Below are 23,943 nucleotides of genomic sequence, written 5' to 3'. Positions count from 1 at the left end.
AATGTATGAGTGACACAGTAAGCACAGCCGTCAAGGAAACCGAATCCAAAATACAGGGCGGAAAATTCCTGACCTTTTTCCTCGGCAAGGAGGAATACGCCATCGAAATCCTCAAGGTTCAGGAGATCATCGGACTGATGCCGATTACTCCGGTGCCCAGTATGCCAATGTACATACGCGGTGTTTTGAACCTGCGCGGAAAAATCATACCGGTAATGGATCTGCGTTCTCGCTTCGGATTCGAGGCGGTCGAAGATACCGAGGAAACCTGCATCATCGTCGTCCAGGAATCCCGTTTTCGAATGGGTGTTGTGGTCGACAAGGTTTCGGAAGTAGCCGATATCGATGGTGCCCAGATCGAGGAAGTACCCTCCTTCGGAGCAAATGTATCGGATGACTACCTCTCCGGTATCGGAAAGGTTGGAGAATCGGTTAAACTGCTTCTGGACGTATCCAAGGTTCTGTTCGACTTCCGTGAAGTCATGGAAGAGCAGGGCGAAGGCGGGATCGACGATCCGGATGCTTTTTAACGATTAGTTCACCGCGATTCATCGTGTCACCAGGGAACCGTATCGGTTCCTGTTCCGTGACCGGGCGCATAACCGTGTAATTCCCTCAGGCGGGAATACCATGACATTCGTATGAAAATTCAAACCGCACCAACGGCTGATTTAACCAGGCTGGAGCTGAAAAGCTCGGAATTTAAAAAAGTATCGACCCTGCTGTACGACTACTGCGGGATCAACATGCACGAGGGCAAGGAGGCGCTGGTAAGGGCCCGCCTGCTCAAACGCATCCGAAAGCTGGGACTGGGCAGCTTCAAGGAGTACTTCGACTATGTGGAAAGTGACAATGCCGGAGCAGAATTCCTCTCCCTGGTAGATGTGCTCACCACCAATAAAACCAGCTTCTTCCGGGAAAGCGCCCATTTCGATTTTATTCGCAAAGAGGTGATCCCCGAGATCAGAGACCGGCATGTAACGTGGTGGTCGGCCGGCTGTTCCAGTGGTGAAGAGCCGGTTTCCTGGGCCATTACCTGGCTGGAGGAACGGGTTGCCGGACACCGCGGTAGCGCTCGCATTCTGGCCACCGACATATCCAGCATAGTGCTTAACAAGGCAAAGGCAGGTATCTATCCGGTGGAACATATCAAAGGCATACCTGAGTATATCCGGAAACGATACTTCATAAAGAACCCGGCGGATCCGCTTACGTGCAGAATTACCGATGAGGTCAGGTCCATGATCCGTTATGGGCGCCTTAACCTGAAAGAGCAGTGGCCCATGAAAGGGCCTTTTCACATTATCATGTGCCGTAATGTGATGATCTATTTTGACCAGCCCACCCAAAAAAAACTGATTGACCGATTCGTCAACATGCTTGAACCGGGTGGATATCTTTTTCTGGGCCACTCCGAAACCATTTCCGGGACCCATTCAGGGTTGAAAAATGTGCGTCCGGCAGTTTACAGAAAAAAATAGCGGGGTTTTTTGAATGAAAATCATAGTAAATGTGAGTGACCTGAAGATTTCGGACAGTCCTCATGAGGAACTCATCACCTATGCCCTGGGCAGCTGCCTTGGGGTGGTTATTTACGACCCGGTGGCCATGGTGGGAGGAATGTTGCACGTAATGATGCCGCTCTCGTCTGCCGATCCGGAGAAGGCAAAACGCAACCCGGCCATGTATGTGGATACCGGGGTGTTTTCGCTTCTGCAGCAGTGTTACGATTTCGGAGCTACCAAGAGGAACATGAGGATTTCGGTAGCAGGCGGCGCCAGCATGAAACAGAGCAACGGAAATGATTACTTCAAAATCGGTAAGAGGAACTTCACCGTGCTTAGAAAAATGCTCTGGAAGAACGGGCTCATGATTCACGCCCAGGATGTCGGAGGGAATAAGTCTCGCACCATGCTGCTGAGGATGTCCGACGGCCTTATAACCATCAACAAAAACCCCATGGTGACGGAGCCTGTTCGAAAAACAGCCGTCAGCCGCTGACAAACGGCACAAATATTGATACCTATTCTTGCATAAACGACGGGAACAGAATATGACAACAAAGACCACATACGCCGACGATATTTACAAAATTGCCATTGAGACGTTTGAGCTCATGTGCTACATGTTTCCGCTGGACGAATCGGAGTTTCCCGAAGATGCACAGCATAATCTGGACCGGTACGTTACTTCTGCCGCCCGTTTCGACGGTGCAGCCGAAGGCGGGCTGGTCATTTCGGCCTGTGAAGGGTTGATGGACGCCCTGGCGGAAAACATGCTCGGTACCGACGACGCAACGGATTCTCAAAAAGAAGGTGCGCTCTGTGAAATCGTAAATATCATCTGTGGCAATGTCGCGCCATTTTTCAGTAAGGACGACAAGATCTGCTACATTCGTCCGCCTGAAATCATTCCCGACCGGGAGAATCCGGAGCAGCGGTTTGAGGGGATGAACCATGAAACCGTAATGGTTCACCTTGATGAAGGGTGTGCAAAAATTACGGTCTATTATTCTTGATGGAGGAGCAAACGTGATAAAAGTACTTGTTGTTGATGACTCGGCGCTCGTTCGCCGGATTTTGACGGAGGAACTCAACCAGCAGAAAGATATTCAGGTGGTGGGTTCGGCCATGGATCCCTATGTGGCCAGGGAAAAAATTGTAGAGCTGAAACCGGATGTCATCACCCTGGATCTGGAAATGCCCCGCATGGACGGACTCTCGTTTCTCTCCCGTTTGATGAAACACTATCCCATGCCGGTGGTGGTTGTGAGTTCGCTGGCTCCCCGAAACAGTGAAAACGCGCTGATGGCGTTGCAGCTGGGAGCGGTTGAAGTAATCTGTAAGCCGGGCTCAGCCTACTCAACCCAGGATATTTCAATGCAACTGGCCAGAGCCATCCGTACCGCATCGGTTGCTCGATTTGAAAAGGGTTTTGCTTCCGGAAACGGAAGAAAACCAGCCGGGCCCGTATCGACGGATAAAGTCCGGCTGATCAAGACGACCAGCAAGATTGTTGCCATCGGTGCCTCAACAGGCGGAACACGCGCTATTGAGGCCATTTTGACCCGCCTGCCCGGCGATATGCCCGGGATTGCCATGGTACAGCACATGCCGCCGGTATTTACCACCGGCTTTGCCGAGCGCCTGAATAAAATCTGCGCCATGGAGGTGCGGGAAGCCAAAGACGGTGACTGCCTGGAGCAGGGGGTTGCGCTTCTGGCCCCGGGTAACTATCACATGATTGTGGAAAAAAGTGGTGCCAGATATTATGTGCGGGTGAAGGAAGGGCCTCCGGTTCACCATCAGCGGCCCAGTGTTGATGTCCTTTTCAACTCCGTGGCACAGGCGGCCGGGGTTAACGCGGTGGGCGCGCTGCTCACCGGAATGGGAGCCGACGGTGCGAAAGGAATGCTGGCCATGAAGCAGGCGGGTGCACTTACCATGGCTCAGGATGAGCATACTTCAGTAGTGTTCGGTATGCCCAAAGAAGCGATCCGGATAGGAGCGGCCGACCAGGTGCTCCCCCTGCAAAAGTTTCCGGAAGAGCTCGTAAATGCGATATCCCGGCAGCGGGAGTCCAATCGTCAAAGACATACGTTAACGGATTAACGGGAACAGAAGAATGGGATTGAATATACTTGTTGTGGACGACAGCAGTGTCATGCGGAGCATGATCATTAAAACCATAAAACTCAGCGGCGCTGATATCGGAACGATATACCAGGCCGGCAACGGGCAGGAAGGGCTTGATTTGCTTGAAAAAGAGAGCGTCGACCTGGTTCTCATGGATATTAACATGCCGGTAATGGACGGGATGGAGATGCTGGAAAAAGTGCGGTCCAATCCGGGTACCAGCGACGTGCCCGTCATGGTAGTATCCACCGAGAGCAATGAGCAGCGTATCTCTCTGTTCTATGAGTATGGCGCCTCTTTTGTCCACAAACCCTTCACGCCGGAAGAGCTGGGCGAAGAGATCGACAATCTGACCAGCAGCCTGAGCTGAACCGGATGAACCCCTGTCAAACCAGCCTGCATTGTCGGATTCCTTCCGGATAAGCAGGGCATGCCCGCGACAGGAAGACGGATCGGTTGTTCGTCAGCCACAGGACCACTATATCGAGACGCTCAAATGTGAGTGGAGCCGCATCTTGCAGAAGAGAGCGTTCACCCGCCCGCCCCGCTGGATTTGAGCAGAACCCATTCAGGAAAATGAGGGCGGCAGCAGTAGCGTAAAGGAAATTCCTTCCTCCCGGCAGTTTTTTACAGGGATCACGGACGCTCCAAGATATCGGGCAAGCAGATGAGCGTGTGTCAGTCCGATCCCCATATTCTGAGCCTTGTTGGTCATGAACGGATGAAACATCCGTGCTCTCAAAAAATCGGGTATGGGCTCGCCATAATTGGTTACTACCACTTTTCGCCCCGATTCCAACTCTATGTGAATGCCGTTTTGATGGCCGCTGGTGTGTTCGGCGGCGTTTTTCAGCAGTATGTCCAGGATGCCGCGGACTTTCTTGCGGCTGAGGCGGACCGGCTTGTGTTTGCTGTCCTCGCTGATCATGACTTGCTTTCGGGTATCGTCATTCAGTTCGGCAACGGCTTCCCGGATTACCGCCTGCAGGTACAACGGCTCGGCATTGGAATCGGAATGACTGTCATATAGCTGTTCCAGCTCATCGAGCATTCCGTTAAGCTGCGACATGCCTTCATTCAGGGTTTCCAGCCTTTTCTGCTCCCGGTCATTTTCCGTATTTCCAAGCAGCAGATCAAGATACCCCTGCATTCCGGTCATCGGTGACCGGAACCGGTGCAGCATCACGGCGATCATGTCCCGTGCGGACTCGATCACCTCCATCGAGGGAAGGTCCGGGTGATCCCGCAGTGTCACCATTTTGAATTCTGATGCTTCCAGGCTCAGACGTTCTTCGGATACGATCATCCAGGAACGGTTGATGTAAGCCATTTCCATGGCGCCAACTTTTTCGCGCGCCCATAACAGATGGTTCAGCGGACGCCCTTCCGGATCTCTGCCACTGTTTTTTTGCAGAGCTTCCGCATTGAAGGCAACAACGATCCCGTGCTCGTCGGTGATAAATGCCGGACAGGAAAGGTTGGTGACCAGTGAAGTAAGTTCATCTCCAACAGTTGCTTCTTCCACTGCGACCCGGAATTCGTTAGTCCTGGAGTGGTATTCGGCACCGTCACAGCGATCGGGCCCGTCCTGGTGCGTCGCATCGCCAATGAGGTCGGACCCGTCGTGATACTCCGAATTACCGTAAAACGCTTTCAGGGGGTGATCGGAGGGGGTGTCCGGTCGATATTCCCGTGGATATACTGGATCGCCTGTTTGATGCATTGCCTGTTACGTTGGTGTTTGGATGCCGTGTGTATTACGGTTATCAGACGTTGGCGGGGAATCTTAAAAGAGAATCCGGGTACGGGAAAAATTTGCCGGCCGATCGTGCATGACATCGGTCCGTGATATGGAGAAAAGCCGTCGCTGGTAAAAAAAACATTATTGTCCCCCCGAATGGCATGAGTGTTGCTATAAAAACTGCACAGATTCCTCTTACGTGTCATTATCGACAGGGCGCGTGGAAAACTTAAATGCATGAATGTTGCCGGCGGCTTCCGAATCCGGAAGAAAAACGGCGGTCAGACTATATCAAAAGCGGTATCACCAATGAAACTCATTGACGACAACCACTCACAACTGTTGGGCAGGACCATGGATGCCCTTACCCTGCGGCAGAGAATCACCTCTGCGAACATTGCCAATCTGGACACACCCGGTTATAAAAAGCTGGATGTCCGGTTCGAAAATGAACTGCGCAAAGTACAGGACAGTCAGGGTGTGCGGGGTATGAAAGAGGTGGCGCCGGAGATCGTGGAAACCGGAGAGGCTCCTGTACTGGAGGACGAAATGCTGGAAATGACCGATACCCAGATCCGCGTGAATGTCATGGCTCGCTCTTTGCGGCACCATTTTGACATGCTCCGCACAGGGATCACAGGAATTAACCGATAAATCACAGACACCCTCTATCCGATATGTTACCCGACAGAATTTTTTCATCATTCCGGACATCTGCACAGGGGTTGGACGTGCAGCGTGAAAAAATTTCCGTTGCTACGCGGAATATTGCCAACGCCGGAACATCCGCACCGGAGGGATCCTCCAATGCCTACAAACCTCAGTCCGTGCAGACGAGCATCGGTAACCGGCACGACTTTCAACGGGTGCTACTGGACAATGTCGACACTCTTCGCCGCACCGAAGCGCGCCATATGGGTTCTCCGGGGGCGGCATCCGCAAGTTCCGCAAACGGGCCGTCCGGCAGCCTGGGTCCGCAGGCACAGATTACTGAAACCGAATCGTTCCGCCACGAGTACGATCCCAACCATCCCGATGCCGATGAAAACGGAATGGTCCGGTATCCGGATGTGGACCTGATCCGGGAGATGACCCAGCTGGTCAGCGCCAACCGGTTGTACGAAGCCAACCTGAGTGCCATCGAAGCGGAAAAACAAATTATCAAACGCTCACTTGAAATTTAGGTAACACCATGAATGTTTCTTCACTGAACACCATTCAAACCCAGGAGATTACCAGGGGAAACGGCCTCAGAAAGGCTGCGGGTATGGCCACCCCTCCAACGCTTACCGACGACGAGAGCAAAATGATCCGCAAGGAGTTCTCGGGCGCAAAGCCGCTGACGTATTACAAGGGCAATGGTCAGAAGCAGGAGCAGATGCTCTCAGGCCGCGGTATGCACATCGACACCAAAATCTAATCCCCTTTTCAAAGCACTATTGTTATGATCAATCCCATTGAACTACGAGGACTCCAACAGGCCGGTGAGGTCCGGTCTGGTTTGCAGCGCCCCGAACTGCGTACACCCGACACCAAAGATTCGTTTGCCGATATGCTGACCCGCGCGGTTGGTTCTGTCGATCAAACCATGAAAACATCCGAACAGAGCATCCAGGACTTTGCCGCCGGCCGCACCGAGAATGTCCATGAGGTCATGATCAACATGCAGCGGGCACAGCTCAGCTTTCAGATGATGGTCGAAGTGCGCAACAAAGCAATCGAGACCTATCAGGAAATAAGCCGAATGCAAATATAGGATAGGGGATAATGGGACGTATTACCGAGAGTATTCAAGCATTTTTCGAACCGCTGACCATGGCGCAGCGAACCATGTTCGTTTTGATGATCACCCTGCTCGTCATCATCCTGGGGGGCGTGTTTTACTGGACGCTCAAACCCGAATACACCATTTTGTTTGGCTCCATGAATAATGAGGCGGCCCGTGAAGTTGCCGCCGAGCTTGAGGAGCAGGGGGTCAGCTTCCGTGTTGAGGACAGCGGACGCTCCATCTATGTGAGAAGCAATCAGGTGCATGAACTCCGCATGAGGCTGGCATCGGTCGGCCTCGCCGCGCATTCCGACGTGCAGGGGTACGAACTTTTTGATGAGAACACGCTCGGTATGACGGATTTCATGCAGCGGATCAACAAGAAACGGGCGCTGGAAGGGGAGCTCTCGCGGACCATCGCCAGCCTTGAGCAGGTCGAAAATTCCCGCGTCCACCTCGTGCTTCCGGAACGCACACCCTTTCAGCGAACCACGGTGGAGGCATCAGCTTCAATAATTTTGACACTTAAACGTGGCCAGGGCCTCTCCAAGGATCAAATCTCCGGAATGACCGCTCTGGTTGCCGGTAGTGTGGAAGGGCTGGGTGCCGACGCCATTACGGTACTGGACCAGAACGGCAATAGACTGACCGATTCCGCATCGGGAACCGGCGGTTTTGCCTCCGGATCCAGTCAGATGGAGCTGAGACAAAAAACCGAGGCGTACCTGACCGAGCGCGGCCAAACCATGCTCGACCGGGTGCTTGGTCCCGGCAACAGCATCCTGCGAGTTGCCGCCGAACACGATTTCGATCGGCTGACCAGGGAATCCGACCTGATCGATCCCGACAGCCGTACCATTATCTCCGAGGAACGCCGAACGGACTCCCAGAACCATGAGGACTTCCAGCAGGTACCCATCGATGAGTTCACCCCCATTAACCTCCGCGGTGAAAGCGTACTTCTCTCCAGCCGAAACAACGAAAATGTTGTTCAGACCCGGAATTACGAAGTCAACAAAGTCCGCGAACTGTTTGAAAAGCCGGAAGGTGATATCCGGAGAATCAGCGCCTCGCTCCTGCTGAATTACAAGCAGACCAGGGAAGTCAGCGAGGAGGGGGAAACCGTTCTGGTTGATGAGCCCTATACCCAGGACGAGCTGCAGGAGCTGCAGGAAGTGGTGCGGACCGCACTTGGCATTCAGATGAATCGCGGCGATGAGCTGACGATCACACAGATCCGGTTCTTTGATCCCGCCATGGATGAATTGTACCCGCACGGTGAGCAGCCGGTTCCCTGGAATCAGGTGATTCGATGGTCACTGATCCTCGCCGCCCTGCTTGCATTTGCCTTGCTGATCTACAATATGTCGAAACGATTCCGTGATGAAACGTCACCGGTACTGTTCCAGGGGTACACCAACGGCCAGGATGTCGCGGTATCGGAACAGGGTGCAACTGACCAGAGTGAGGGAGATAGTGTGAATATGTCTGAAGAAGAGGAAAATTTCTACAACCGCAAGCTGAGTCCTGCTGCCAGAAAACAACTGGACGAGAAATCATTCGTGGTCGAGGAGATCCGCGACTTCATCGAAATGCAGCCTGACGAGGCCGCCAGTGTGGTGCGGGCAATGATGACATTCAGTAAAAAAGTGAGTTGACGGATATGGCAAAGAAAGATTTCGGCGGAGTAACTATTGATGATGCATCGAAACTGAGCGGCAACCAGAAGGCGGCGATCCTGCTGATCTCGCTCGGGGTTGAAGCGGCATCCACGGTATTGAAAACGCTGCGTGATGACGAAGTAGAGGCGATCTCGCTTGAAATTGCCAAAATCAAGAATGTGAGTCCCGAGGTTGTCGATGAGGTAATGCGGGAATATTACGACATGATGACGGCCAAGCAGTACATTCTCGAAGGGGGGATTGACTACGCCAAGGGGATTCTGACCCAGGCCAAAGGTGCCGATGACGCCAACAACATGTTCCGCAAGCTGGAGGCGGAGACCGGTACCAGCGCTTTCGGGGTGTTCCAGTCCAATGAAATCACCCAGATTGTCCATTTTATCCAGAACGAGCACCCGCAGGTGGCGGCGCTGATCATGTCGCAGATTAAACAGGAACGGTCGGCGGAAATCCTTTCCCACCTCAGTGAAGAACTGCAGGGTGAAATTATCTTCCGACTGGCGTCACTCGACAAAATATCCGCCGAAGTGATCGATGAGGTCGAAGAGGTGATCAAGGAGCAGATGGGCGGTGTGGATTCGGTGGGTGACCGGGTCAAAGGCGGCGCTTCGATGGTGGCCAGCATTCTGAACGAAGCGAACATGTCTGTGGAACGCAATGTGATCCGGGAAATCGAGGAACGCGACCCGCAGCTTGCCGAAGAGATCAAGAAGCAGATGTTCCTCTTCGAGGATATCGCTCATTTCGACGATCGGACCGTCCAGCTCATTATCAACGAAATGGACAAAGCCGATCTGGTTCTGGGCCTCAAAGGGGTCAGCGAGGAGCTTACCAACAAGTTTATCAAGAATATGTCCACCCGTGCCGTGGATATGCTCAAGGAGGATATGGAAGCGCTCGGACCTGTGCACGTCAAGGATGTCGAAGAAGCGCAGCAGCGTATAATAAAGAAAATAAAGAAGCTCGAGGAAGAAGGGCAGATTTCGACCCGAAAGATGGCCGAAGACGAGATTGTGGAGTAACGGTTGTATGTCCCGTAAGATCATTGACAAGAAAAAGTTTTCCTGGAAAGATGACGGCAGTTTTCGCCTGAATTACCGGATGGTTTTTGATGAGCAGAAGCCGGAGGCGGCACCACCGGATGTGGACTCCCTGCTTCGGGAGCAGCATGAGAAATGGCTGCTTGAGCGCGAAAAGATCCGTACGGAGGCATTCGAAAAAGGACGTGAGCAAGGCCGGCGTGAAGGATATGACAAGGCCGCCGGCGAGCTGGAGGCAAGGCTTGAGCCTATGCGCCGTGAGTTTGAGGCGGCACGTGCAGCCTGGAAAGAGCATCAGGAGGCACTGAAGCCGGGTTTGCTCAACCTGGTGTTCGATATTTCGGAAGCGATTCTGGGGGTTCCCATTACCAACGGTACCATGCGCAACAAACTGGAAGAAGATCTGCGGCTGCTGCTGCAGGAACTGGACCGGAAAGCCCGCCCGGTATTGTGGGTCTCTTCCGAAGATTTTGACCTGGTCGAATCACTTCAGAACGAGTATGCCGAGGCGACCGGTGTCGTTGTTCGCGTGAGCAGCCATTGCAATCCCGGGGAATTTCAGCTTGAAACCAACAGGGAAAAAGTGGTGCGCGACTTCCGCCAGATGCTCCATGATTTTAAGGAATCCCTGATTTTGCCGAAATGAGTACCATCAGTCAACAGACCCTGACCGGGCACATCCACAATATCCGGGAAAAGGCCCGGCTGATACCCGCAGAACCGAAACGATTCGGCAAAGTATCGACGGTAATCGGTACCATCGTGGAGTGTACGGGTTTGCAGGCGTGTGTCGGTGAGATTTACAGTATCCACAGTCAAAGCGGAAAGCGGATCCAGTCGGAGGTTGTTGGAATACGCGACAAGGATACTCTGCTGATGCCCTACGACCGGATCGAAGGTCTGAAGGCCGGATGCCTGGTGGAACTGAGCAGCCGTCCGCTTACGCTGGCCATCGGCAAGGACATGCTGGGGCGGGTTGTGGATGCCGACGGACTGCCGATCGACGGCAAGGGGCCGATTATGAACGGGGAGCACCAAACGGTGTACAACGAACCTCCGGGCCCGCTCAGCCGGGGACGCATCGACACCCCCATGCTTACCGGTGTGCGCGCCATCGACACGATCAACACCCTCGGAAAAGGACAGAGGCTGGGTATTTTCGCCGGCTCGGGTGTCGGTAAAAGTGTTTTGATGGGCATGATCGCCCGGAACTCCTCCGCCGATGTGAACGTAATCGCACTGATCGGGGAGCGGGGACGCGAAGTGAGCGAGTTTATCACCGATGCCCTGGGGGAAGAGGGACTGAAACGATCCGTCGTTGTGGCCGTCACCTCCGATATGGCGGCAATGAGCCGCATCAAGGGCGCTTCCACAGCTACGGCGATTGCGGAATATTTTCGCGATAAAGGAAAAAATGTCCTTCTCATGATGGACTCGGTGACCAGGGTGGCCATGGCCCAGCGTGAAATCGGTCTGGCCTCCGGAGAACCTCCCACCACCAAGGGATATACCCCGAGCGTGTTTACCACACTGCCGAAACTGCTGGAACGGGCCGGAAAAACCAAATCCGGCAGCATTACCGGGTTGTATACCGTGCTGGTGGACAACGACGATATGAATGAGCCCATCGCTGATGCCGTGCGATCCATCCTGGATGGTCACCTGGTACTTTCCCGGCGCCTGGCCCACAGAAACCATTATCCCGCGATAGATGTGCTTGAAAGCGTCTCGCGGGTCATGCCCAATATTATTTCCCGGGAAGACCGCAACATCGCCATGAAAGCGCGTGAGATCCTGGCCACCTATCGCGAGGCCGAAGATCTCATCAACATCGGTGCCTACGTCAAGGGCTCCAATCCCAAAATTGACGAAGCCATCAAGAAGAATCCGGGCCTGGAATCTTTTCTGAGACAGGGCATGGACGAGTCGGATTTCAATGAGGACTTGTGGGGGTCCCTGAAAAAAATCGTTGACTGACGTATTCTCAACTTTTTTTCATCATTCCGGCACGGTTTTGGATGGTGATATCATTGAAGCCAAATCCACGGCAATCCATGGATGGTCTAAGCGCCCATGGATCGTGAGCAGTACAGGCACCTTTTGAAATCAGTAACCGAACCGCATATGAAATTCAGATTCTCACTCGAACCGGTCCTTCGCGTCCGTGAGCACAAGGAAAAGATTCAACAGCAGAAGCTTGCTGAAAAGCAGCGGATCAAGCAGATCCTCGACGAGCGGAAATCCGAAATAGCCGATGAACTCAAGCAGTTTCTGGGGGAGAAGGAAAAGGCGTCGGTTTATGATATCCGGAAACTCAGAAATGCCTATGCGCACATGGAGCACACGCACCAGATGATGGGAAAAATCGATCGTGATGCGGGTAAGGCGCAGGATGAGGTCAATCGCGAACGTGACAAGCTGCTGAAAGCTCACCGCGAAACGCATATCCTCGAAAAGATCAAGGACCGCGAGCACAGCGCGTTCCGGGAAGAGGCAGATCGGATGGAACAGAAGCACATGGATGAAATTGCGGCCCAATACTTCGGCAGGTAACGGTCCGCCAGGTGCGGCAAGGATCCGGCAGCACTGGGGAGCATCAATTGATGCCCGGTGTGGAAATGATCCGCAAAGTACCCAATGACAACAAACTGACAAGATGAAATATCTCAAAATCCCCGGCATTATTGTTGGCTCTTTTGTGGGCGTGTTTGCGCTGATATTCTTCCTGTATCCCCAGATTAATCCGGAACAGTACGAACAGCTGACCCAGTGGGATGAACAGGACGGAGATGGGTTTCCGGGCGCGGGACCGCTGACCGATGAGGAAGTCGAGGAGTGGAAAGCGGAGATGGAACGTCTTCGAGCGGATAATCGCAGTCTGCGCAGTACGGTCGATTCCCTGCAGCTGCTGAATGAGGATCTGGAGCTTGAGTTAAAGGAGTGGGAAAAACTGGAAGATTTTATGCCGGTAGCGGAATCTGCGACAGAGCCGGTTCAGCGCGGCAGCACGTTTTACATGAGTGATGAAGAGTTTGGGGAGCGGGTGAAAAGCCTGCTGAACCTGGATGAAGAAGAGCTGGCACCGATTATCAGGGAGATGGATGACGGGCAGCTGGTGCGGTTGTATCAGTCCGGCGGTACCATTCAGCGTGAAAAGCTGTTGCGCTCACTCTCTCCGCAGCGCGCAGCCAAACTGATGAGCGAGGTGATGCTATGAGCAGTTTTCCCTTTGTGAGTCAGAAAAGTTTTCCCGGTGCCGGAACAGATGGCCGTGTCGGTTCAGCGTCTACGCCTTCGCTGGCCTCCTTGCAAACAAATCAGGGGGAATCCCGGCCGTTCTCCAGTGTCTGGCAATCCTTAAACAGAGATTCCGATTCCGGGAACAAGTCAAGCGGAATCGCCGATGATTCAGGATCGAAGAATGGTTCGGGAGAGAAGGCGGATAGTCGTTCCGAAAGCGGCGACAGTAGTTCCCGAAGATTATCCCATGTCGGTTTGGGAAGCCGATTAATGCAGACTGCTGCCGGGGGTGGTCTGGGTGTCCGTCCGGAGCACTCACAGAAAGTGCCGGCGGATGGCGATAACAACCTGGGCAGTCGACATTTGCAGGCCGCCGAAGGTGAGAAGCCGTACGTGACGCTTTCCGTGGCACCGCAGACGGACGAAGGCGACACATCCGTACTTGAGCGGGTTGTCATTCCATCTGCCGATGGCGAAGATATTATAGAAGAAGAAGTGTTCTTGACAAAGGGGCAAACCGGTGGAGGTGCGCCCGGCCAGGGTTCCACAGCGCAACATGCTTTCGGGGCAGGAAGCATGGACGGATCCGATGAAGATGAAGCAAATCATTGGGCCGGATCCGCGAACGAAGCTGTGACGAACCGTTCTGTTTCGCAACAGGAAACAGAGGGGGAAAAAGCAGTTAGCTGGCCGGGCGCCACCACCGGTTTGGATTTTGGCAACGATGTTTCCAAAAAAGATTTTTTGGGTTCATCCGCCGGAATTCAGGTGGATGGACCAGAGCATGAGTCCGGTGATACCGGCTTCTCCGCGGGGGCGGAATTATCTGCCGGTGACGGCGATGCGTCGGAAAAGGCAAAGAGCGGATCCGGATACGGTCTGCATGTGGATTCGGAAACCGAATACACGGGAGTTGAACCGGCATCACCGGAACACGGTACTACTGAAGCAGTTGGCGGCGGCGCAGAAAGAGTGCCGGAATCAGGCAAAGCGGACGAACCCGCAAAGGATTCCGGGGATGCCGGAACAGCCGTAAAGGATGATGAAAACAGTCTGGGGGCAAGTGATTCCGATGCGGCCGATGCCGGTGATACGGATGAACAAAGCTCCGAGACAGATGGCGTGCCCCAACCGGGATACGATGAGGAAAATGCTGCCGCAGAGACTGAAATACCGTATGGATCCGGCGAAGACAATGAAGGGCATTCGGCCGGTTTGGCTCCGGGGGCGGGCAACAATCCCGGCACCGGTCATCTCTCGGGTAATGATAAGCACTCCGAACCCGAAAGTGGCTCAAACCGGAACCATTCTGGCGGTCTTACCGGCGACAAGAACTCCGGGTCCGGAAAGGGTTCGGGAACATCAAACGAACCGGAGGGTAAAAACGGACATAACCCCGGCTACGGCACGAGCTCAAAAACCGGTTTTGCTGCAGACTCCGGAAGAAACTATGGTGCGGATGCCAGCAAGGAATCCGGAAAGGGTGTGACAGGCGAATCCGAAAAGGACTCCTCAACAGACTCAGACAAGGATTCCAAAACAGGATCGGACGTGTCATCCCGTGATAAAGACTCCGTGAAGAAAGAATCCGGCCGGGCAACAGAAAATCATAAGCCGGAATCCGAACGCCGGGAGACCGACACGTCTCGCACCAACGCGAATGGCATCGGCCGCAGCGATGGGCAGGCCGCAGACCGGCAGACGACACCGGTCGGCACCGGAACCCAGCAGGAAAACAGAACCGGTGAGCGTGCGCAAGCGACGTTTTTGGGTGAACGGGCCATGAAGCCGGATTCGGTTTCGGGATCGGGTTCATCCGGCAGCACAGATTCGATGGGCGACCGCATTGCGGCGTCTGCTGATAACGCCGATCGTAACAGCAAAGGAGTTCAGGAGTCGCTGAGATTCGCGTCCATGACCCGGGAAATTGCCCGGCGGCTGGAGCAGGCGGCTCGGGCGGAGTCGACCGGAAACGTACAGGAGCAGCCCCCGAAAGGAGAGCGCGCGGCTCTGGAAACGAACAGAACTTCCGAAGCACCGGCAGCAGCTGTGGATGCAGCGGATCTGCGGTCAGGCAAGACCGCGGGCAGGGAGGATGCCCATGTAACCGGAATCCGGTCGGCCAGGTATGAAGCTCACATAAACGCTTTTACCGAGCGGGTTACATCGTCTGAAACCATCCGTGTTCCGGTCATTTCCGGAAGCAGTGGAGAGGTGACGCAAACACAGTCGGTGTCCGCCCTGCAACCGGTATCAAGCGTTGTATTCGGTGAGATGTCATCCACCGATGAAGAAGACTTTGAGTGGAAAAAATATGTAATGGACGTCGACACTTCGGACAGCGCGGAAGAGGAAAAACGCGATTCGGCAGCATCCGCATCCAGAATGGGACAGATACCGATCATGAACGCGGAAATTCGCCGTGAGGTGATACCCGCCCTGACACGCTTTGTCCAGACAGCCCGTGAATCGGGTTCGTCCAACTCCGGCAGCTGGCAGAATCACCGGTTTACGATGGACGACGGAAGCAACATCCGGATATCGGTTCGGGAAGTGGACGGAGTGCTCCAGCTGAAGCTGGGTTCCAGCGCTTCGGAGCTCGGACGCATGCTCCAGCACCATTACCAGGAACTGCGTGATCACCTGCAGAAAGAGTGTGATATTGAAATCGAATTGCAGCTGGATAACAGGGGAATGGATGAGTTCGCCGGATTCTTCGGGGATTCGCAATCCGACGAAGGCAGGCAAGAGCATAACCCCGCTTCCGGCAGCGATGCCAAACCCATGCAGGTGGAAAAAGTGGCCCCGCAAAGCATAAGGAATTTCGGATATAACCAGATGGAATGGACGGCATAACGGACTAAACAATGGATATACACAATATCAATTCTCAGACATCGGCCATGTTCAACAGGCAGGACCCGGCCAAGCGCAACGAGATGGGACAGCAGCAGTTTCTGCAGCTCCTGGTATCGCAGATGCGCCATCAGGATCCGCTTAACCCGCTGGACGGCGCCGATTTTGCGGCACAGCTGGCACAGTTCAACTCGGTGGAGCAGCTGATCAATGTCAACCAGGGCATCAACAAGCTCCAGGAGAGCCAGGATATGATGAGCACCGGACTGACAAATTCCCTGGCCGCATCGCTTACCGGCAAGAATGTAAAAGCGCTGTCGGATGTTGTAATGCTCAACTCCGGAGAATCGTCAAAAATCAACTACAAGCTGAACAACTCCGCATCGCAGGTTGACATTGTCATCCGCAATGAGAGCGGGCGTGAAATCCGACGCGAAAGTGTGAGTAATATGGCGGGCGGAGACCACTCCTGGGAGTGGGACGGACGCAACGAGTATGGAAACCGGGTGCCGGACGGCAACTACCGGGTTTCGATTGAAGCATCGAATGAGGAATCCGGTGTCGCGGCACTGACCTATGTGGAAGGAGTCGCCTCCAAAGTGCGGTATACCGGCGACGGGGTTAAACTTACCGTAAACGGTATTGATATACCCATTGGTGATGTCGAGGAGATCGGCCTCCCGTTATGATTTTTAATTAAAAACAAATAACAGCGCCCGTAGTGGGTAAGGCAGCGGCTCTATGCTGCCGATTACAAAACAAGGAGAAAAGTTATGGCATTAATCAGAGCATTAAATTCAGGTGTGAGTGGTTTGCGATCATTTCAAACCAAAATGGATGTGATCGGTAATAATATTGCCAATGTGGAGACGACCGGGTTCAAATCGTCCCGGGTTACCTTTGCCGAGCTGATGAGTCAGCGTCTGGGCAGAGCCGATGCCGGCGGGGAGTCATCCCCCCAGATGAGCAATCAGGTAGGCCTGGGGGTGCGCATCGGATCCATCGACCGTGATTTCACACAGGGAGTCATGCAGAATACCGGTCGCGGCACCGATCTTGCCATTGAAGGCCGTGGCTATTTTCTGGTAGCTGACCAGGGAGAAACCTACATGACCCGCGCCGGCAATTTTGTCTTTAACAAAGACGGTTTCCTGGTAGATCAGGGAGGACGGCATGTGCAGGGATATAACGCCAATAACGACGGTACCATCACACCCGGTGGAAGCACATCGAAAATTTCTATCGATTTTGAGCAGGCTCTGTCACCCAAAGCTACCGAAGAGATCACCCTTACCGGAAACCTCTCGGGAGATGAGCCGGTACGTATGAGCACTACAGTCTATGACGGGCTGGGCAGTGCCTATTCCCTGCTGCTTACTTTCACTCGCAAGCAGGATGTCGACGGCAATATCATCGATAACGAGTGGGATGTTGCGGTTTCATCGCCCGATGATGCCGATGCCATTTTTGTGGATGCCGCCGGTAACCCGGTGACGGACGCCGAAGTGACTTTCACAGAGAGCGGAGAGCTGGATGTGAGCTCGATCCCTGCTATCGAGGTATCTCCCGGCGGTGGGGCCAGTGATTTTGAAATCAATGTGGAACTGAATGACCGCAGCAAGGGCGCGGTGCTTACCCAGTTTTCCGGAACCAATACCGCCAAGGTGCTTTCCCAGGACGGCTACGCCCAGGGCCAGCTCCTGGATGTGGCAATCGATGGTGACGGAAGAATTTCAGGGATCTACGACAATGGAAAGAATGCAACGCTTGCGCAAATAGCAATGGCACAGGTACAGAACGACCACGGACTGGAAATGGTCGGCAGCGGATTGTTCCGCGCTACCTCGGCAGCCGGTGAAGTATTTATCAACTCGGCTGACGCCATGTCCGACACCACTATCAATGCCGGCTCTCTTGAGGGGTCGAATGTGGATCTGGCCAAGGAGTTTACCGAAATGATCACCTCGCAAAGAGCGTATCAGTCCAACGCCAGAGTGATCTCCACCGCAGATGAAATGCTGATGGAGGCGGTCAACCTGAAACGATAATCCGTAAAATAAATAATATCAGGGTACGGTCGGACCGGGTAGTGGCCCGGGCCTGACCGGATTCCCGCACGCAGAAATCGATAGTTGCGGCTTCGGTTAGCAAGTGGCGTGGTGGCGACATGCTGACAGAGGGGTGTGAACTCTGTAATCACTGGGTTTCCACCCCTTGAGTTTTTCGGCTTCCGGCCGATAACTCAAGCATGTTAGACCGCTCAACACTCATAGGATTTATCGGTGGCTTCACACTGGTGGGGTTGGCCATTACGACTCAGGGCAGTCTGGTAGCCTTTGCGAGTCTCTCCTCGGTATTAATCGTACTTGGAGGTGTTATCGCGGCGACCATGGTGAACTACAGCTGGGAGAATATCAGCGACAGCTTCCAGGTTATCACCAACATGATGCGGGCAAAAGCGGTGGACCTTCGCACCGATGTGGAGCTGATGAACCTGTTTGCCCGGAGGGCGCGCCGTGGCGGACTGATTCCTCTCGACAACGATGTCCAGTACATCGAAGACCAGTTTCTGCAGAACGGAATGCAGCTCGCCATCGACGGAATCAGCAAAGACAACCTCGAAGTCATCCTCGGCGACCAGATCAAGAGTATCGAGCGCAGGATGGAGATCTCCATCAATGTGCTCTATTCCATGGCCTCCTACGCTCCGGCCTTCGGAATGATCGGAACCGTTATCGGCATGATTCTGATGCTTCAGAACATCTCCGACCCCGAAACACTTGGCGCAGGCCTCTCCGTTGCACTTCTCACCACGCTTTACGGGACAATTTTTGCCAATATGGTGTTTAATCCGCTTGCCGGTAAACTGGAATTCCTGAGTGAGCTGGATCTGAACCGCAAGCGCATGTTCCGGGTTGCGATCATGTCGATAGTGGAAGGCGAAAACCCGCGCTTGATGGAGAAAAAAATGCTGAACTACGTGGAACCGAAAAGCAGAGCCGAATACCTGCAGTTCCATGACAATACCCGCATCACCAAGGAGCGGGAAGAAAAACTCTACAAGTACTGGGTTGAACAACAGAGCAGCGGATGGGAAGATCTAAGAAAGACACTGGAAACTGGTTGATGACCTACAGCGACATGGTTACGTTGCTGCTGGTTTTCTTCGTGGTTTTGTACATGCTGACGCCCGGCGTCGACCTGGATACCCTGCAGGATTTTCTGCAGCGCTTTCAGGGAGGGAAGGGTGTGATGAAGCAGCAGGAGTCGGTTATGAATCAGTCATCCATCCAGATCGAAGATAACAGGAGGTTGCGTGAGCAACGCCTTGAGCGCTGGCAGGCTCTTCTTGATTATATTGAAGAGCGGCAGCTGGAAGATCATTTTGAAATTGACCTCATCCCGGAGGGCATTCGCATTACGCTTAGTGAATCGGTGACGTTCAACAGCGGCTCCTCCGACTTGCTGCCGGAGGCGAGGAATATCCTGTCGGAAATTGCCGTACTGTTCAGCGAGGACATTTACGAAATAGAAGTACAGGGCCATACCGACAATGTGCCGCTCCGGCAATCGGCCTACTACCGGTCAAACTGGGATCTGGGGGCATCTCGGTCAATTTCGGTGGTACGATTTATCAAGGAAACGAGCGGCTTGCCACCAGATCATTTCAAAGCAAGCAGTTATGGCGAATATCGTCCGGTGGATACGAATACGACTCCCGAGGGCCGGCGTGCCAACAGACGAGTCGAAATATATGTCCGGTACGACGATCAGTTCATCGATCTTCAGGAAAGTATTCCAATATATCAAAGGGGCTTGAGCGAAGCAGAATAACATCCGATAATAGCGGTATGCCAGCCTTTAACGACAACAATATGGATGTGTCCGGAACCGAGGAAGAACTCCAGGGTGTCCAGGACTCAAAATTTCTGCCCAAGGGAAAATATTTCCTGCTGGTAATATTAATTCTTGGTCAGGCTGTAGGTGCCTACGTTTTGATCGACGAGCACTACGAAGATATTTATGTCCGGATTTTCGGATCTCTGCCCGACTTCACCACCACCTACATGATGGAAGAACTCATCGTAAACCCCTCCGGAAACAACGCCCAGCGTTTCCTTGTGGTGCAAATAGGGATGGAATTGGCCCATCACGACCATGTGGAGCTGATCGACAAAAACATGATGAAGATCACGGACCGCTTCAATGATGTGCTGACTTCCCGGACGGTCAGAGATCTTATGGATTTTGAAGAGAGAGAAAAACTCCGCAGAGACCTGGCAGTGGAAGTAAATGAGGCAATCGGTGTGCGTTCGGTACGCAATTTGTATTTCACCAGATACATAATACAATGATTTGCGATAACCGAGTATGTACCACTTATGACTTCAAGCACAGCAAAAGCGCCGCAACGGCGTAAAAAGTATGTTGAGGCGTATGATTTCAAGCATCCCAAGCTGTTCAGCAAGGAGATCATGCGAACCCTGCGCACCATTCACGAAGTGTTTGCGCGCAATCTCAACAGGGTTTTCAGTACCGGACTTCGCCAGAAAGTTGATGTAAAGCTCTCCCAGATCGACCAGCTGGCTTCCAGCGAGTTCATCCGGCACATCGAAAGTCCGAGCGCTCTCTACGTGCTCAATGTGGAGGACCTTGGCGGTGATGTTGTGATGGTGATGCCTACCGGGTTCTGTATTCAGATGGTGGAGCGGCAAAGCGGCGGACGCGGAACAGAACTTCCTCCCAAACGAATGCTTACGACCATCGAAGAGCGAATCATGGAGCGTATCATGCGGAATGTGACCAGAGAGATCGTCTCCGCCTGGGAACCGCTCATGAACTTCAACGTGAAGTCCATGACCTATGAAAGCAAGCCGGAAAACCTGCACATGATCAGCGCCGACCCGGCTATTGTCGCGGTATTCCGCATCGAGGTGTTTGATGAGGCGGTGGATGTGAAAATTTCCTACCCCTACAGCCTGCTGAAGGAGTCACTGAACGACTCCATCCTGAAAATTGACAACCACAGTCGACGCTTCCGGTTAAGCGAGGAGCAGCTTCAGGCGTATGAAAGAACACTGACCAAAGTAAAAACGCGGGTGCAGCCACTACTGGGAACCACCAGGCTGACTCTGGACGAACTGCTCAAACTGGAAGAAGGTGATGCCATTACCCTCAATCAGAAAACAGATCAGCCCCTGGAAGTGAGAGTGAACGGGGTTACCAAAATGACAGCCTATCCCGGTACATTGGGCGGCCGGAGAGCTGTGAAAATTTTTGAAATGCTCGAAGAAATTAACGAAGAAGAATTGCTATGAACGTGGAAAACTGGAAAACCGAACTGGAAAAAAGTCTGCCGGAAGTGGAAAAGTTTCTTACTTCCGTACTGCAGGAAGATGCGAAGGTCCATGTTGTCGAAGCGGAAAGCTTCGACAAGGAGGGGCTCGCCAAAACTCTTGAAAAAAGCGATATCTATGTTTTCGCACAGGATGAGACCAGTAAAAACTCCGTAGTACTTGTTCTTGAAAAGGAGTGGTTCGGTCTGCTGTCCAGCATCATGATGGGGGTGGAGGAAAAGGAGAACAACGAAATTACAAGAGATCTCCTGAAGAAGTTTTCCACCGAACTTTCGGTAACGCTCATGAAGAGCCTGCGGAAGGAAGGGCTCAAAATCGCTCTGGGTGATATTGAAGTGCTCACGCTTCGACAGCTGGAAAAGAAAATCAAGAAAGGAACATTCTTTTACGCGAAAATGGATGTGGAAGGCCTCGCGGACGATATGGTTCGCTCCGGACTCCTGCTGGGCATCCAAAGCGCCGATGAGGATTCCGTCGAAGGTGGCCAGGAAGAATCGGTTCCATCGGACGGGCAGGTTTCCAACAAGGAATCGGCGGCAGAAGCCGCAGAGGCCCCGCAGCCCGACCAGACCGGAAAAAAACAACCGGGGGCCTCCAAAACCGGACAACAAGGACAACCCGCCGGAGAACAGAACGCCCCCGGAAAGGAATTCACCAGCATCGACACCGAGCAAATGGGCGAGGAGAGCGACTCACTGGTCGATGAGGATCAGGTGGTCTCCGGCCGCAAAGTGGAATTCGACAGTTTTGATGAGCCCGTCCTGGAAGGCACCAACGGCCATTCTCGCAGCATGGCACTGCTCAAGGATGTCGAAATGGATGTCTCGGTGCAACTTGGCCAGATCGAAATGCCCCTCGGTAAAGTGCTGAAACTCGCCAAGGGCTCCATCATTGAACTCGACAAGCTGGCCGGTGAACCGGTGGATATCCTGGTGAACGGATCCAAAATCGCACAGGGTGAAGTGGTCGTGATTGACGAACATTTCGGGGTGCGCATCTCCAACCTGATCACCACCAAAGACCGGATAGCGAAATTGTGATGGTCGATATTCGTCAGTTTGCATCCGGAAAAAATCCCAGAAATATTCTGGGAATCGTCATATCCATCTCGGTTGTGCTCCTGGTATTGTGGCTCATTGTGGTTTCGAGAATGGATTACTCTTCGTCCGGGCGGCCCGACCCCGCTGCCGACCCATCCACCCAGGAGCGCCGCGACAGCGTGCGCGTGATGATGGGCAAGTCCGATACCGCTTTCGTGGACGAAGACCGCTCCACAGGCCTGTTTTTCAATGCCTTTACCACCTTCATCGTGTTGATGGTACTTCTGGCCGGCGTCTGGTTCTGGTCACGCCGAAAAACAGGAGATACCAAAACCTCCGGGTTCTTGAAAGATATTGGAGAACATACGGTTGGGGCAGGCCATCAAATAAAAGTTATAGAAATTAACAACGAAATATGGGTACTGGGAGTTAGCGCCGAATCGGTGACACTGCTCCACCGGTATCCAAAGGAGAAGTGGGTTGATCCCATTCCGGACGAGTCGGAACAGGACAGCAGCAGCTTTTACAATTTGTTTAGCGGAAAGTCATGATATCAATTATCGCACAGGCGCTGCCACAAATAGATCTGAGTATCGGAGGCGAGGCCGAGGATTTTTCGCTGGCCATTCAGGCGCTCATTCTGATCACCATTCTGTCGTTCGGCCCCGCCTTTATCACCATGATGACCAGCTTCACCCGCATTATCGTGGTTTTCTTTTTTCTTCGGATGGGCCTTGGCACTCAGCAGTCGCCTCCCAACCAGGTGTTGATCGGACTGGCGCTGTTTCTGACCATTTTTATCATGATGCCGACCTTCGATGCGGTCAACGAACAGGCGATTCAGCCCTATGTAAACGAGGAGATGACCCAGGCCGAAGCGCTCGTTGAAGCGGCCGTTCCGCTCAAGGAGTTCATGGTGCGTCAAACCAGGGAGCAGGATCTGCTGTTCTTTATGGATATGCTGGAGATGGAAGCCGCCGAAAGCATTGCCGATATCCCGCTGTATGTCGTGGTACCCTCCTATGTGATGAGTGAGCTGCGGATCGCCTTTCAGATCGGGTTCATGATCTATCTCCCCTTTATGGTTATTGACCTGGTGGTGGCATCGATCCTGCTCTCGATGGGAATCATCTTTCTGCCGCCGGTACTGGTTTCGCTGCCGTTCAAGATTCTGGTTTTTGTGCTTACCGACGGATGGTACCTGCTGGTACAGTCCATGGTCCGCAGCTTCGACTAATCCGCCAAACGACACGGAACGTACCCGAAATTTTGAATATCACAGGTTAAACGAATGAATACAGAAACAGGAATCTACTGGGTTCAGGAAACTCTGACCGCCGCCGTTGTGCTGGCCGGACCGGTACTGATCGGTGCGCTTGTCATCGGTCTGACCATCGCCATTTTCCAGGCCGCTACTTCGATTCAGGAGATGACCCTCAGTTATGTCCCCAAAATGGTTGTCGTAGTGATCATTCTTTTTTTTCTGTTCGGATTTATGCTACAATACGCCATCGGATTCATGGAGCGGATTTTTGATTTCATCCCCAATATTGCCCAGTGATGCGCGGTTGCGGCAGCAGCCGG

General features: G+C 53.3%; 28 protein-coding genes. 27 read left to right on the top strand and 1 reads right to left on the bottom strand.

Going from position 1 to position 23,943, the window contains the following annotated elements; genetic code table 11:
- Positions 1-5 precede the first annotated feature (5 nt).
- The 6 genes from QA596_04720 (at position 6) to QA596_04695 (ending at position 4,005) form a co-directional block, all read left to right on the top strand.
- The gene (locus tag QA596_04720) at positions 6-530 is read left to right on the top strand and encodes a chemotaxis protein CheW (protein MDG5766762.1); all 525 of its coding nucleotides are present in this window, start codon (positions 6-8) and stop codon (positions 528-530) included.
- A 111-nt stretch (positions 531-641) separates the two neighbouring features.
- The gene (locus QA596_04715) at positions 642-1,481 is read left to right on the top strand and encodes a protein-glutamate O-methyltransferase CheR (protein MDG5766761.1); all 840 of its coding nucleotides are present in this window, start codon (positions 642-644) and stop codon (positions 1,479-1,481) included.
- Between the two features lie 13 nt (positions 1,482-1,494).
- Positions 1,495-2,001, top strand: a complete 507-nt coding sequence (locus tag QA596_04710; GenBank protein MDG5766760.1) for a chemotaxis protein CheD — start codon at positions 1,495-1,497, stop codon at positions 1,999-2,001.
- Between the two features lie 52 nt (positions 2,002-2,053).
- Entirely contained in the window at positions 2,054-2,518 is a 465-nt protein-coding gene (locus tag QA596_04705) for a chemotaxis protein CheX (GenBank protein MDG5766759.1), read from the top strand.
- Positions 2,519-2,531: 13 nt separating this feature from the next.
- A complete protein-coding gene (locus tag QA596_04700; protein ID MDG5766758.1) occupies positions 2,532-3,611 on the top strand; it encodes a chemotaxis response regulator protein-glutamate methylesterase in 1,080 nt (359 codons plus the stop codon).
- A gap of 13 nt (positions 3,612-3,624) precedes the next feature.
- On the top strand, positions 3,625-4,005 hold the full coding sequence (locus QA596_04695; protein MDG5766757.1) for a response regulator: 381 nt from the start codon (positions 3,625-3,627) through the stop codon (positions 4,003-4,005).
- 198 nt (positions 4,006-4,203) lie between these two features.
- Here the strand turns inward: QA596_04695 and QA596_04690 are convergent, their stop codons facing one another.
- Positions 4,204-5,358, bottom strand: coding sequence for a histidine kinase dimerization/phospho-acceptor domain-containing protein (locus QA596_04690; GenBank protein ID MDG5766756.1), 1,155 nt, complete (start codon positions 5,356-5,358; stop codon positions 4,204-4,206).
- 327 nt (positions 5,359-5,685) lie between these two features.
- Between QA596_04690 and QA596_04685 the strand changes: the two genes are divergently transcribed.
- From QA596_04685 to fliQ, 21 genes are all read left to right on the top strand, one after another.
- Positions 5,686-6,030, top strand: a complete 345-nt coding sequence (locus tag QA596_04685) for a flagellar basal body protein (protein MDG5766755.1) — start codon at positions 5,686-5,688, stop codon at positions 6,028-6,030.
- Positions 6,031-6,107: 77 nt separating this feature from the next.
- The gene (locus tag QA596_04680; GenBank protein MDG5766754.1) at positions 6,108-6,560 is read left to right on the top strand and encodes a flagellar basal body rod C-terminal domain-containing protein; all 453 of its coding nucleotides are present in this window, start codon (positions 6,108-6,110) and stop codon (positions 6,558-6,560) included.
- Between the two features lie 8 nt (positions 6,561-6,568).
- Positions 6,569-6,796, top strand: coding sequence for a hypothetical protein (locus tag QA596_04675; protein MDG5766753.1), 228 nt, complete (start codon positions 6,569-6,571; stop codon positions 6,794-6,796).
- A gap of 24 nt (positions 6,797-6,820) precedes the next feature.
- The gene (gene fliE / locus QA596_04670) at positions 6,821-7,132 is read left to right on the top strand and encodes a flagellar hook-basal body complex protein FliE (protein ID MDG5766752.1); all 312 of its coding nucleotides are present in this window, start codon (positions 6,821-6,823) and stop codon (positions 7,130-7,132) included.
- An 11-nt stretch (positions 7,133-7,143) separates the two neighbouring features.
- On the top strand, positions 7,144-8,802 hold the full coding sequence (gene fliF, locus QA596_04665; protein ID MDG5766751.1) for a flagellar basal-body MS-ring/collar protein FliF: 1,659 nt from the start codon (positions 7,144-7,146) through the stop codon (positions 8,800-8,802).
- Between the two features lie 5 nt (positions 8,803-8,807).
- Positions 8,808-9,848, top strand: coding sequence for a flagellar motor switch protein FliG (fliG, locus tag QA596_04660; GenBank protein MDG5766750.1), 1,041 nt, complete (start codon positions 8,808-8,810; stop codon positions 9,846-9,848).
- Between the two features lie 7 nt (positions 9,849-9,855).
- Positions 9,856-10,512, top strand: a complete 657-nt coding sequence (locus tag QA596_04655; GenBank protein ID MDG5766749.1) for a FliH/SctL family protein — start codon at positions 9,856-9,858, stop codon at positions 10,510-10,512.
- A complete protein-coding gene (locus tag QA596_04650) occupies positions 10,509-11,843 on the top strand; it encodes a FliI/YscN family ATPase (GenBank protein ID MDG5766748.1) in 1,335 nt (444 codons plus the stop codon). The genes QA596_04655 and QA596_04650 overlap by 4 nt, the downstream gene beginning before the upstream one ends.
- A gap of 147 nt (positions 11,844-11,990) precedes the next feature.
- Positions 11,991-12,419 (top strand): flagellar export protein FliJ, encoded by a 429-nt coding sequence (fliJ, locus tag QA596_04645; GenBank protein MDG5766747.1) that lies wholly within the window; start codon positions 11,991-11,993, stop codon positions 12,417-12,419.
- A 103-nt stretch (positions 12,420-12,522) separates the two neighbouring features.
- On the top strand, positions 12,523-13,083 hold the full coding sequence (locus QA596_04640; GenBank protein MDG5766746.1) for a hypothetical protein: 561 nt from the start codon (positions 12,523-12,525) through the stop codon (positions 13,081-13,083).
- A complete protein-coding gene (locus QA596_04635) occupies positions 13,080-15,962 on the top strand; it encodes a hypothetical protein (protein ID MDG5766745.1) in 2,883 nt (960 codons plus the stop codon). Before QA596_04640 ends, QA596_04635 begins: the two co-directional genes overlap by 4 nt.
- Before the next feature lie 11 nt (positions 15,963-15,973).
- A complete protein-coding gene (locus QA596_04630; GenBank protein MDG5766744.1) occupies positions 15,974-16,651 on the top strand; it encodes a flagellar hook capping FlgD N-terminal domain-containing protein in 678 nt (225 codons plus the stop codon).
- A gap of 84 nt (positions 16,652-16,735) precedes the next feature.
- Positions 16,736-18,010: a flagellar hook protein FlgE gene (locus tag QA596_04625; GenBank protein MDG5766743.1), complete on the top strand. Its 1,275-nt coding sequence runs from the start codon at positions 16,736-16,738 to the stop codon at positions 18,008-18,010.
- A 200-nt stretch (positions 18,011-18,210) separates the two neighbouring features.
- Positions 18,211-19,089: a MotA/TolQ/ExbB proton channel family protein gene (locus QA596_04620; GenBank protein ID MDG5766742.1), complete on the top strand. Its 879-nt coding sequence runs from the start codon at positions 18,211-18,213 to the stop codon at positions 19,087-19,089.
- A complete protein-coding gene (locus QA596_04615; protein ID MDG5766741.1) occupies positions 19,089-19,796 on the top strand; it encodes a flagellar motor protein MotB in 708 nt (235 codons plus the stop codon). Before QA596_04620 ends, QA596_04615 begins: the two co-directional genes overlap by 1 nt.
- 17 nt (positions 19,797-19,813) lie before the next feature.
- On the top strand, positions 19,814-20,317 hold the full coding sequence (locus tag QA596_04610; protein MDG5766740.1) for a flagellar basal body-associated FliL family protein: 504 nt from the start codon (positions 19,814-19,816) through the stop codon (positions 20,315-20,317).
- 27 nt (positions 20,318-20,344) lie between these two features.
- Positions 20,345-21,280 (top strand): FliM/FliN family flagellar motor switch protein, encoded by a 936-nt coding sequence (locus tag QA596_04605; GenBank protein ID MDG5766739.1) that lies wholly within the window; start codon positions 20,345-20,347, stop codon positions 21,278-21,280.
- Positions 21,277-22,359, top strand: coding sequence for a flagellar motor switch protein FliN (gene fliN / locus QA596_04600; protein MDG5766738.1), 1,083 nt, complete (start codon positions 21,277-21,279; stop codon positions 22,357-22,359). Before QA596_04605 ends, fliN begins: the two co-directional genes overlap by 4 nt.
- The gene (locus QA596_04595; protein ID MDG5766737.1) at positions 22,359-22,910 is read left to right on the top strand and encodes a flagellar biosynthetic protein FliO; all 552 of its coding nucleotides are present in this window, start codon (positions 22,359-22,361) and stop codon (positions 22,908-22,910) included. Before fliN ends, QA596_04595 begins: the two co-directional genes overlap by 1 nt.
- On the top strand, positions 22,907-23,596 hold the full coding sequence (gene fliP / locus QA596_04590) for a flagellar type III secretion system pore protein FliP (GenBank protein ID MDG5766736.1): 690 nt from the start codon (positions 22,907-22,909) through the stop codon (positions 23,594-23,596). The genes QA596_04595 and fliP overlap by 4 nt, the downstream gene beginning before the upstream one ends.
- A 54-nt stretch (positions 23,597-23,650) precedes the next feature.
- Positions 23,651-23,920, top strand: a complete 270-nt coding sequence (gene fliQ, locus QA596_04585; protein ID MDG5766735.1) for a flagellar biosynthesis protein FliQ — start codon at positions 23,651-23,653, stop codon at positions 23,918-23,920.
- The last annotated feature ends 23 nt before the right edge of the window (positions 23,921-23,943 follow it).

It is taken from the genome of Balneolales bacterium ANBcel1 (genome assembly GCA_029688905.1).
GTDB lineage: Bacteria > Bacteroidota > Rhodothermia > Balneolales > Natronogracilivirgulaceae > SLLW01.
Note: the sequence above shows the minus strand (reverse complement) of the source record. Positions and strands in the feature narration are given on the sequence as shown.

What these genes read in the sequence shown, in the direction of transcription:
- QA596_04605 (MDG5766739.1), top strand. Translation starts at nt 20,345, where the DNA reads ATGACTTCAAGCACAGCAAAAGCGCCGCAACGGCGTAAAAAGTATGTT.
- QA596_04650 (MDG5766748.1), top strand. Translation starts at nt 10,509, where the DNA reads ATGAGTACCATCAGTCAACAGACCCTGACCGGGCACATCCACAATATC.
- QA596_04630 (MDG5766744.1), top strand. Translation starts at nt 15,974, where the DNA reads ATGGATATACACAATATCAATTCTCAGACATCGGCCATGTTCAACAGG.
- QA596_04610 (MDG5766740.1), top strand. Translation starts at nt 19,814, where the DNA reads ATGCCAGCCTTTAACGACAACAATATGGATGTGTCCGGAACCGAGGAA.
- QA596_04595 (MDG5766737.1), top strand. Translation starts at nt 22,359, where the DNA reads ATGGTCGATATTCGTCAGTTTGCATCCGGAAAAAATCCCAGAAATATT.
- fliJ (MDG5766747.1), top strand. Translation starts at nt 11,991, where the DNA reads ATGAAATTCAGATTCTCACTCGAACCGGTCCTTCGCGTCCGTGAGCAC.
- QA596_04705 (MDG5766759.1), top strand. Translation starts at nt 2,054, where the DNA reads ATGACAACAAAGACCACATACGCCGACGATATTTACAAAATTGCCATT.
- QA596_04615 (MDG5766741.1), top strand. Translation starts at nt 19,089, where the DNA reads ATGACCTACAGCGACATGGTTACGTTGCTGCTGGTTTTCTTCGTGGTT.
- QA596_04715 (MDG5766761.1), top strand. Translation starts at nt 642, where the DNA reads ATGAAAATTCAAACCGCACCAACGGCTGATTTAACCAGGCTGGAGCTG.
- fliP (MDG5766736.1), top strand. Translation starts at nt 22,907, where the DNA reads ATGATATCAATTATCGCACAGGCGCTGCCACAAATAGATCTGAGTATC.
- QA596_04695 (MDG5766757.1), top strand. Translation starts at nt 3,625, where the DNA reads ATGGGATTGAATATACTTGTTGTGGACGACAGCAGTGTCATGCGGAGC.
- QA596_04635 (MDG5766745.1), top strand. Translation starts at nt 13,080, where the DNA reads ATGAGCAGTTTTCCCTTTGTGAGTCAGAAAAGTTTTCCCGGTGCCGGA.
- QA596_04710 (MDG5766760.1), top strand. Translation starts at nt 1,495, where the DNA reads ATGAAAATCATAGTAAATGTGAGTGACCTGAAGATTTCGGACAGTCCT.
- fliN (MDG5766738.1), top strand. Translation starts at nt 21,277, where the DNA reads ATGAACGTGGAAAACTGGAAAACCGAACTGGAAAAAAGTCTGCCGGAA.
- QA596_04690 (MDG5766756.1), bottom strand. Translation starts at nt 5,358, where the DNA reads ATGCATCAAACAGGCGATCCAGTATATCCACGGGAATATCGACCGGAC.
- QA596_04620 (MDG5766742.1), top strand. Translation starts at nt 18,211, where the DNA reads ATGTTAGACCGCTCAACACTCATAGGATTTATCGGTGGCTTCACACTG.
- QA596_04685 (MDG5766755.1), top strand. Translation starts at nt 5,686, where the DNA reads ATGAAACTCATTGACGACAACCACTCACAACTGTTGGGCAGGACCATG.
- fliE (MDG5766752.1), top strand. Translation starts at nt 6,821, where the DNA reads ATGATCAATCCCATTGAACTACGAGGACTCCAACAGGCCGGTGAGGTC.
- QA596_04720 (MDG5766762.1), top strand. Translation starts at nt 6, where the DNA reads ATGAGTGACACAGTAAGCACAGCCGTCAAGGAAACCGAATCCAAAATA.
- QA596_04675 (MDG5766753.1), top strand. Translation starts at nt 6,569, where the DNA reads ATGAATGTTTCTTCACTGAACACCATTCAAACCCAGGAGATTACCAGG.
- fliF (MDG5766751.1), top strand. Translation starts at nt 7,144, where the DNA reads ATGGGACGTATTACCGAGAGTATTCAAGCATTTTTCGAACCGCTGACC.
- QA596_04655 (MDG5766749.1), top strand. Translation starts at nt 9,856, where the DNA reads ATGTCCCGTAAGATCATTGACAAGAAAAAGTTTTCCTGGAAAGATGAC.
- fliQ (MDG5766735.1), top strand. Translation starts at nt 23,651, where the DNA reads ATGAATACAGAAACAGGAATCTACTGGGTTCAGGAAACTCTGACCGCC.
- fliG (MDG5766750.1), top strand. Translation starts at nt 8,808, where the DNA reads ATGGCAAAGAAAGATTTCGGCGGAGTAACTATTGATGATGCATCGAAA.
- QA596_04625 (MDG5766743.1), top strand. Translation starts at nt 16,736, where the DNA reads ATGGCATTAATCAGAGCATTAAATTCAGGTGTGAGTGGTTTGCGATCA.
- QA596_04640 (MDG5766746.1), top strand. Translation starts at nt 12,523, where the DNA reads ATGAAATATCTCAAAATCCCCGGCATTATTGTTGGCTCTTTTGTGGGC.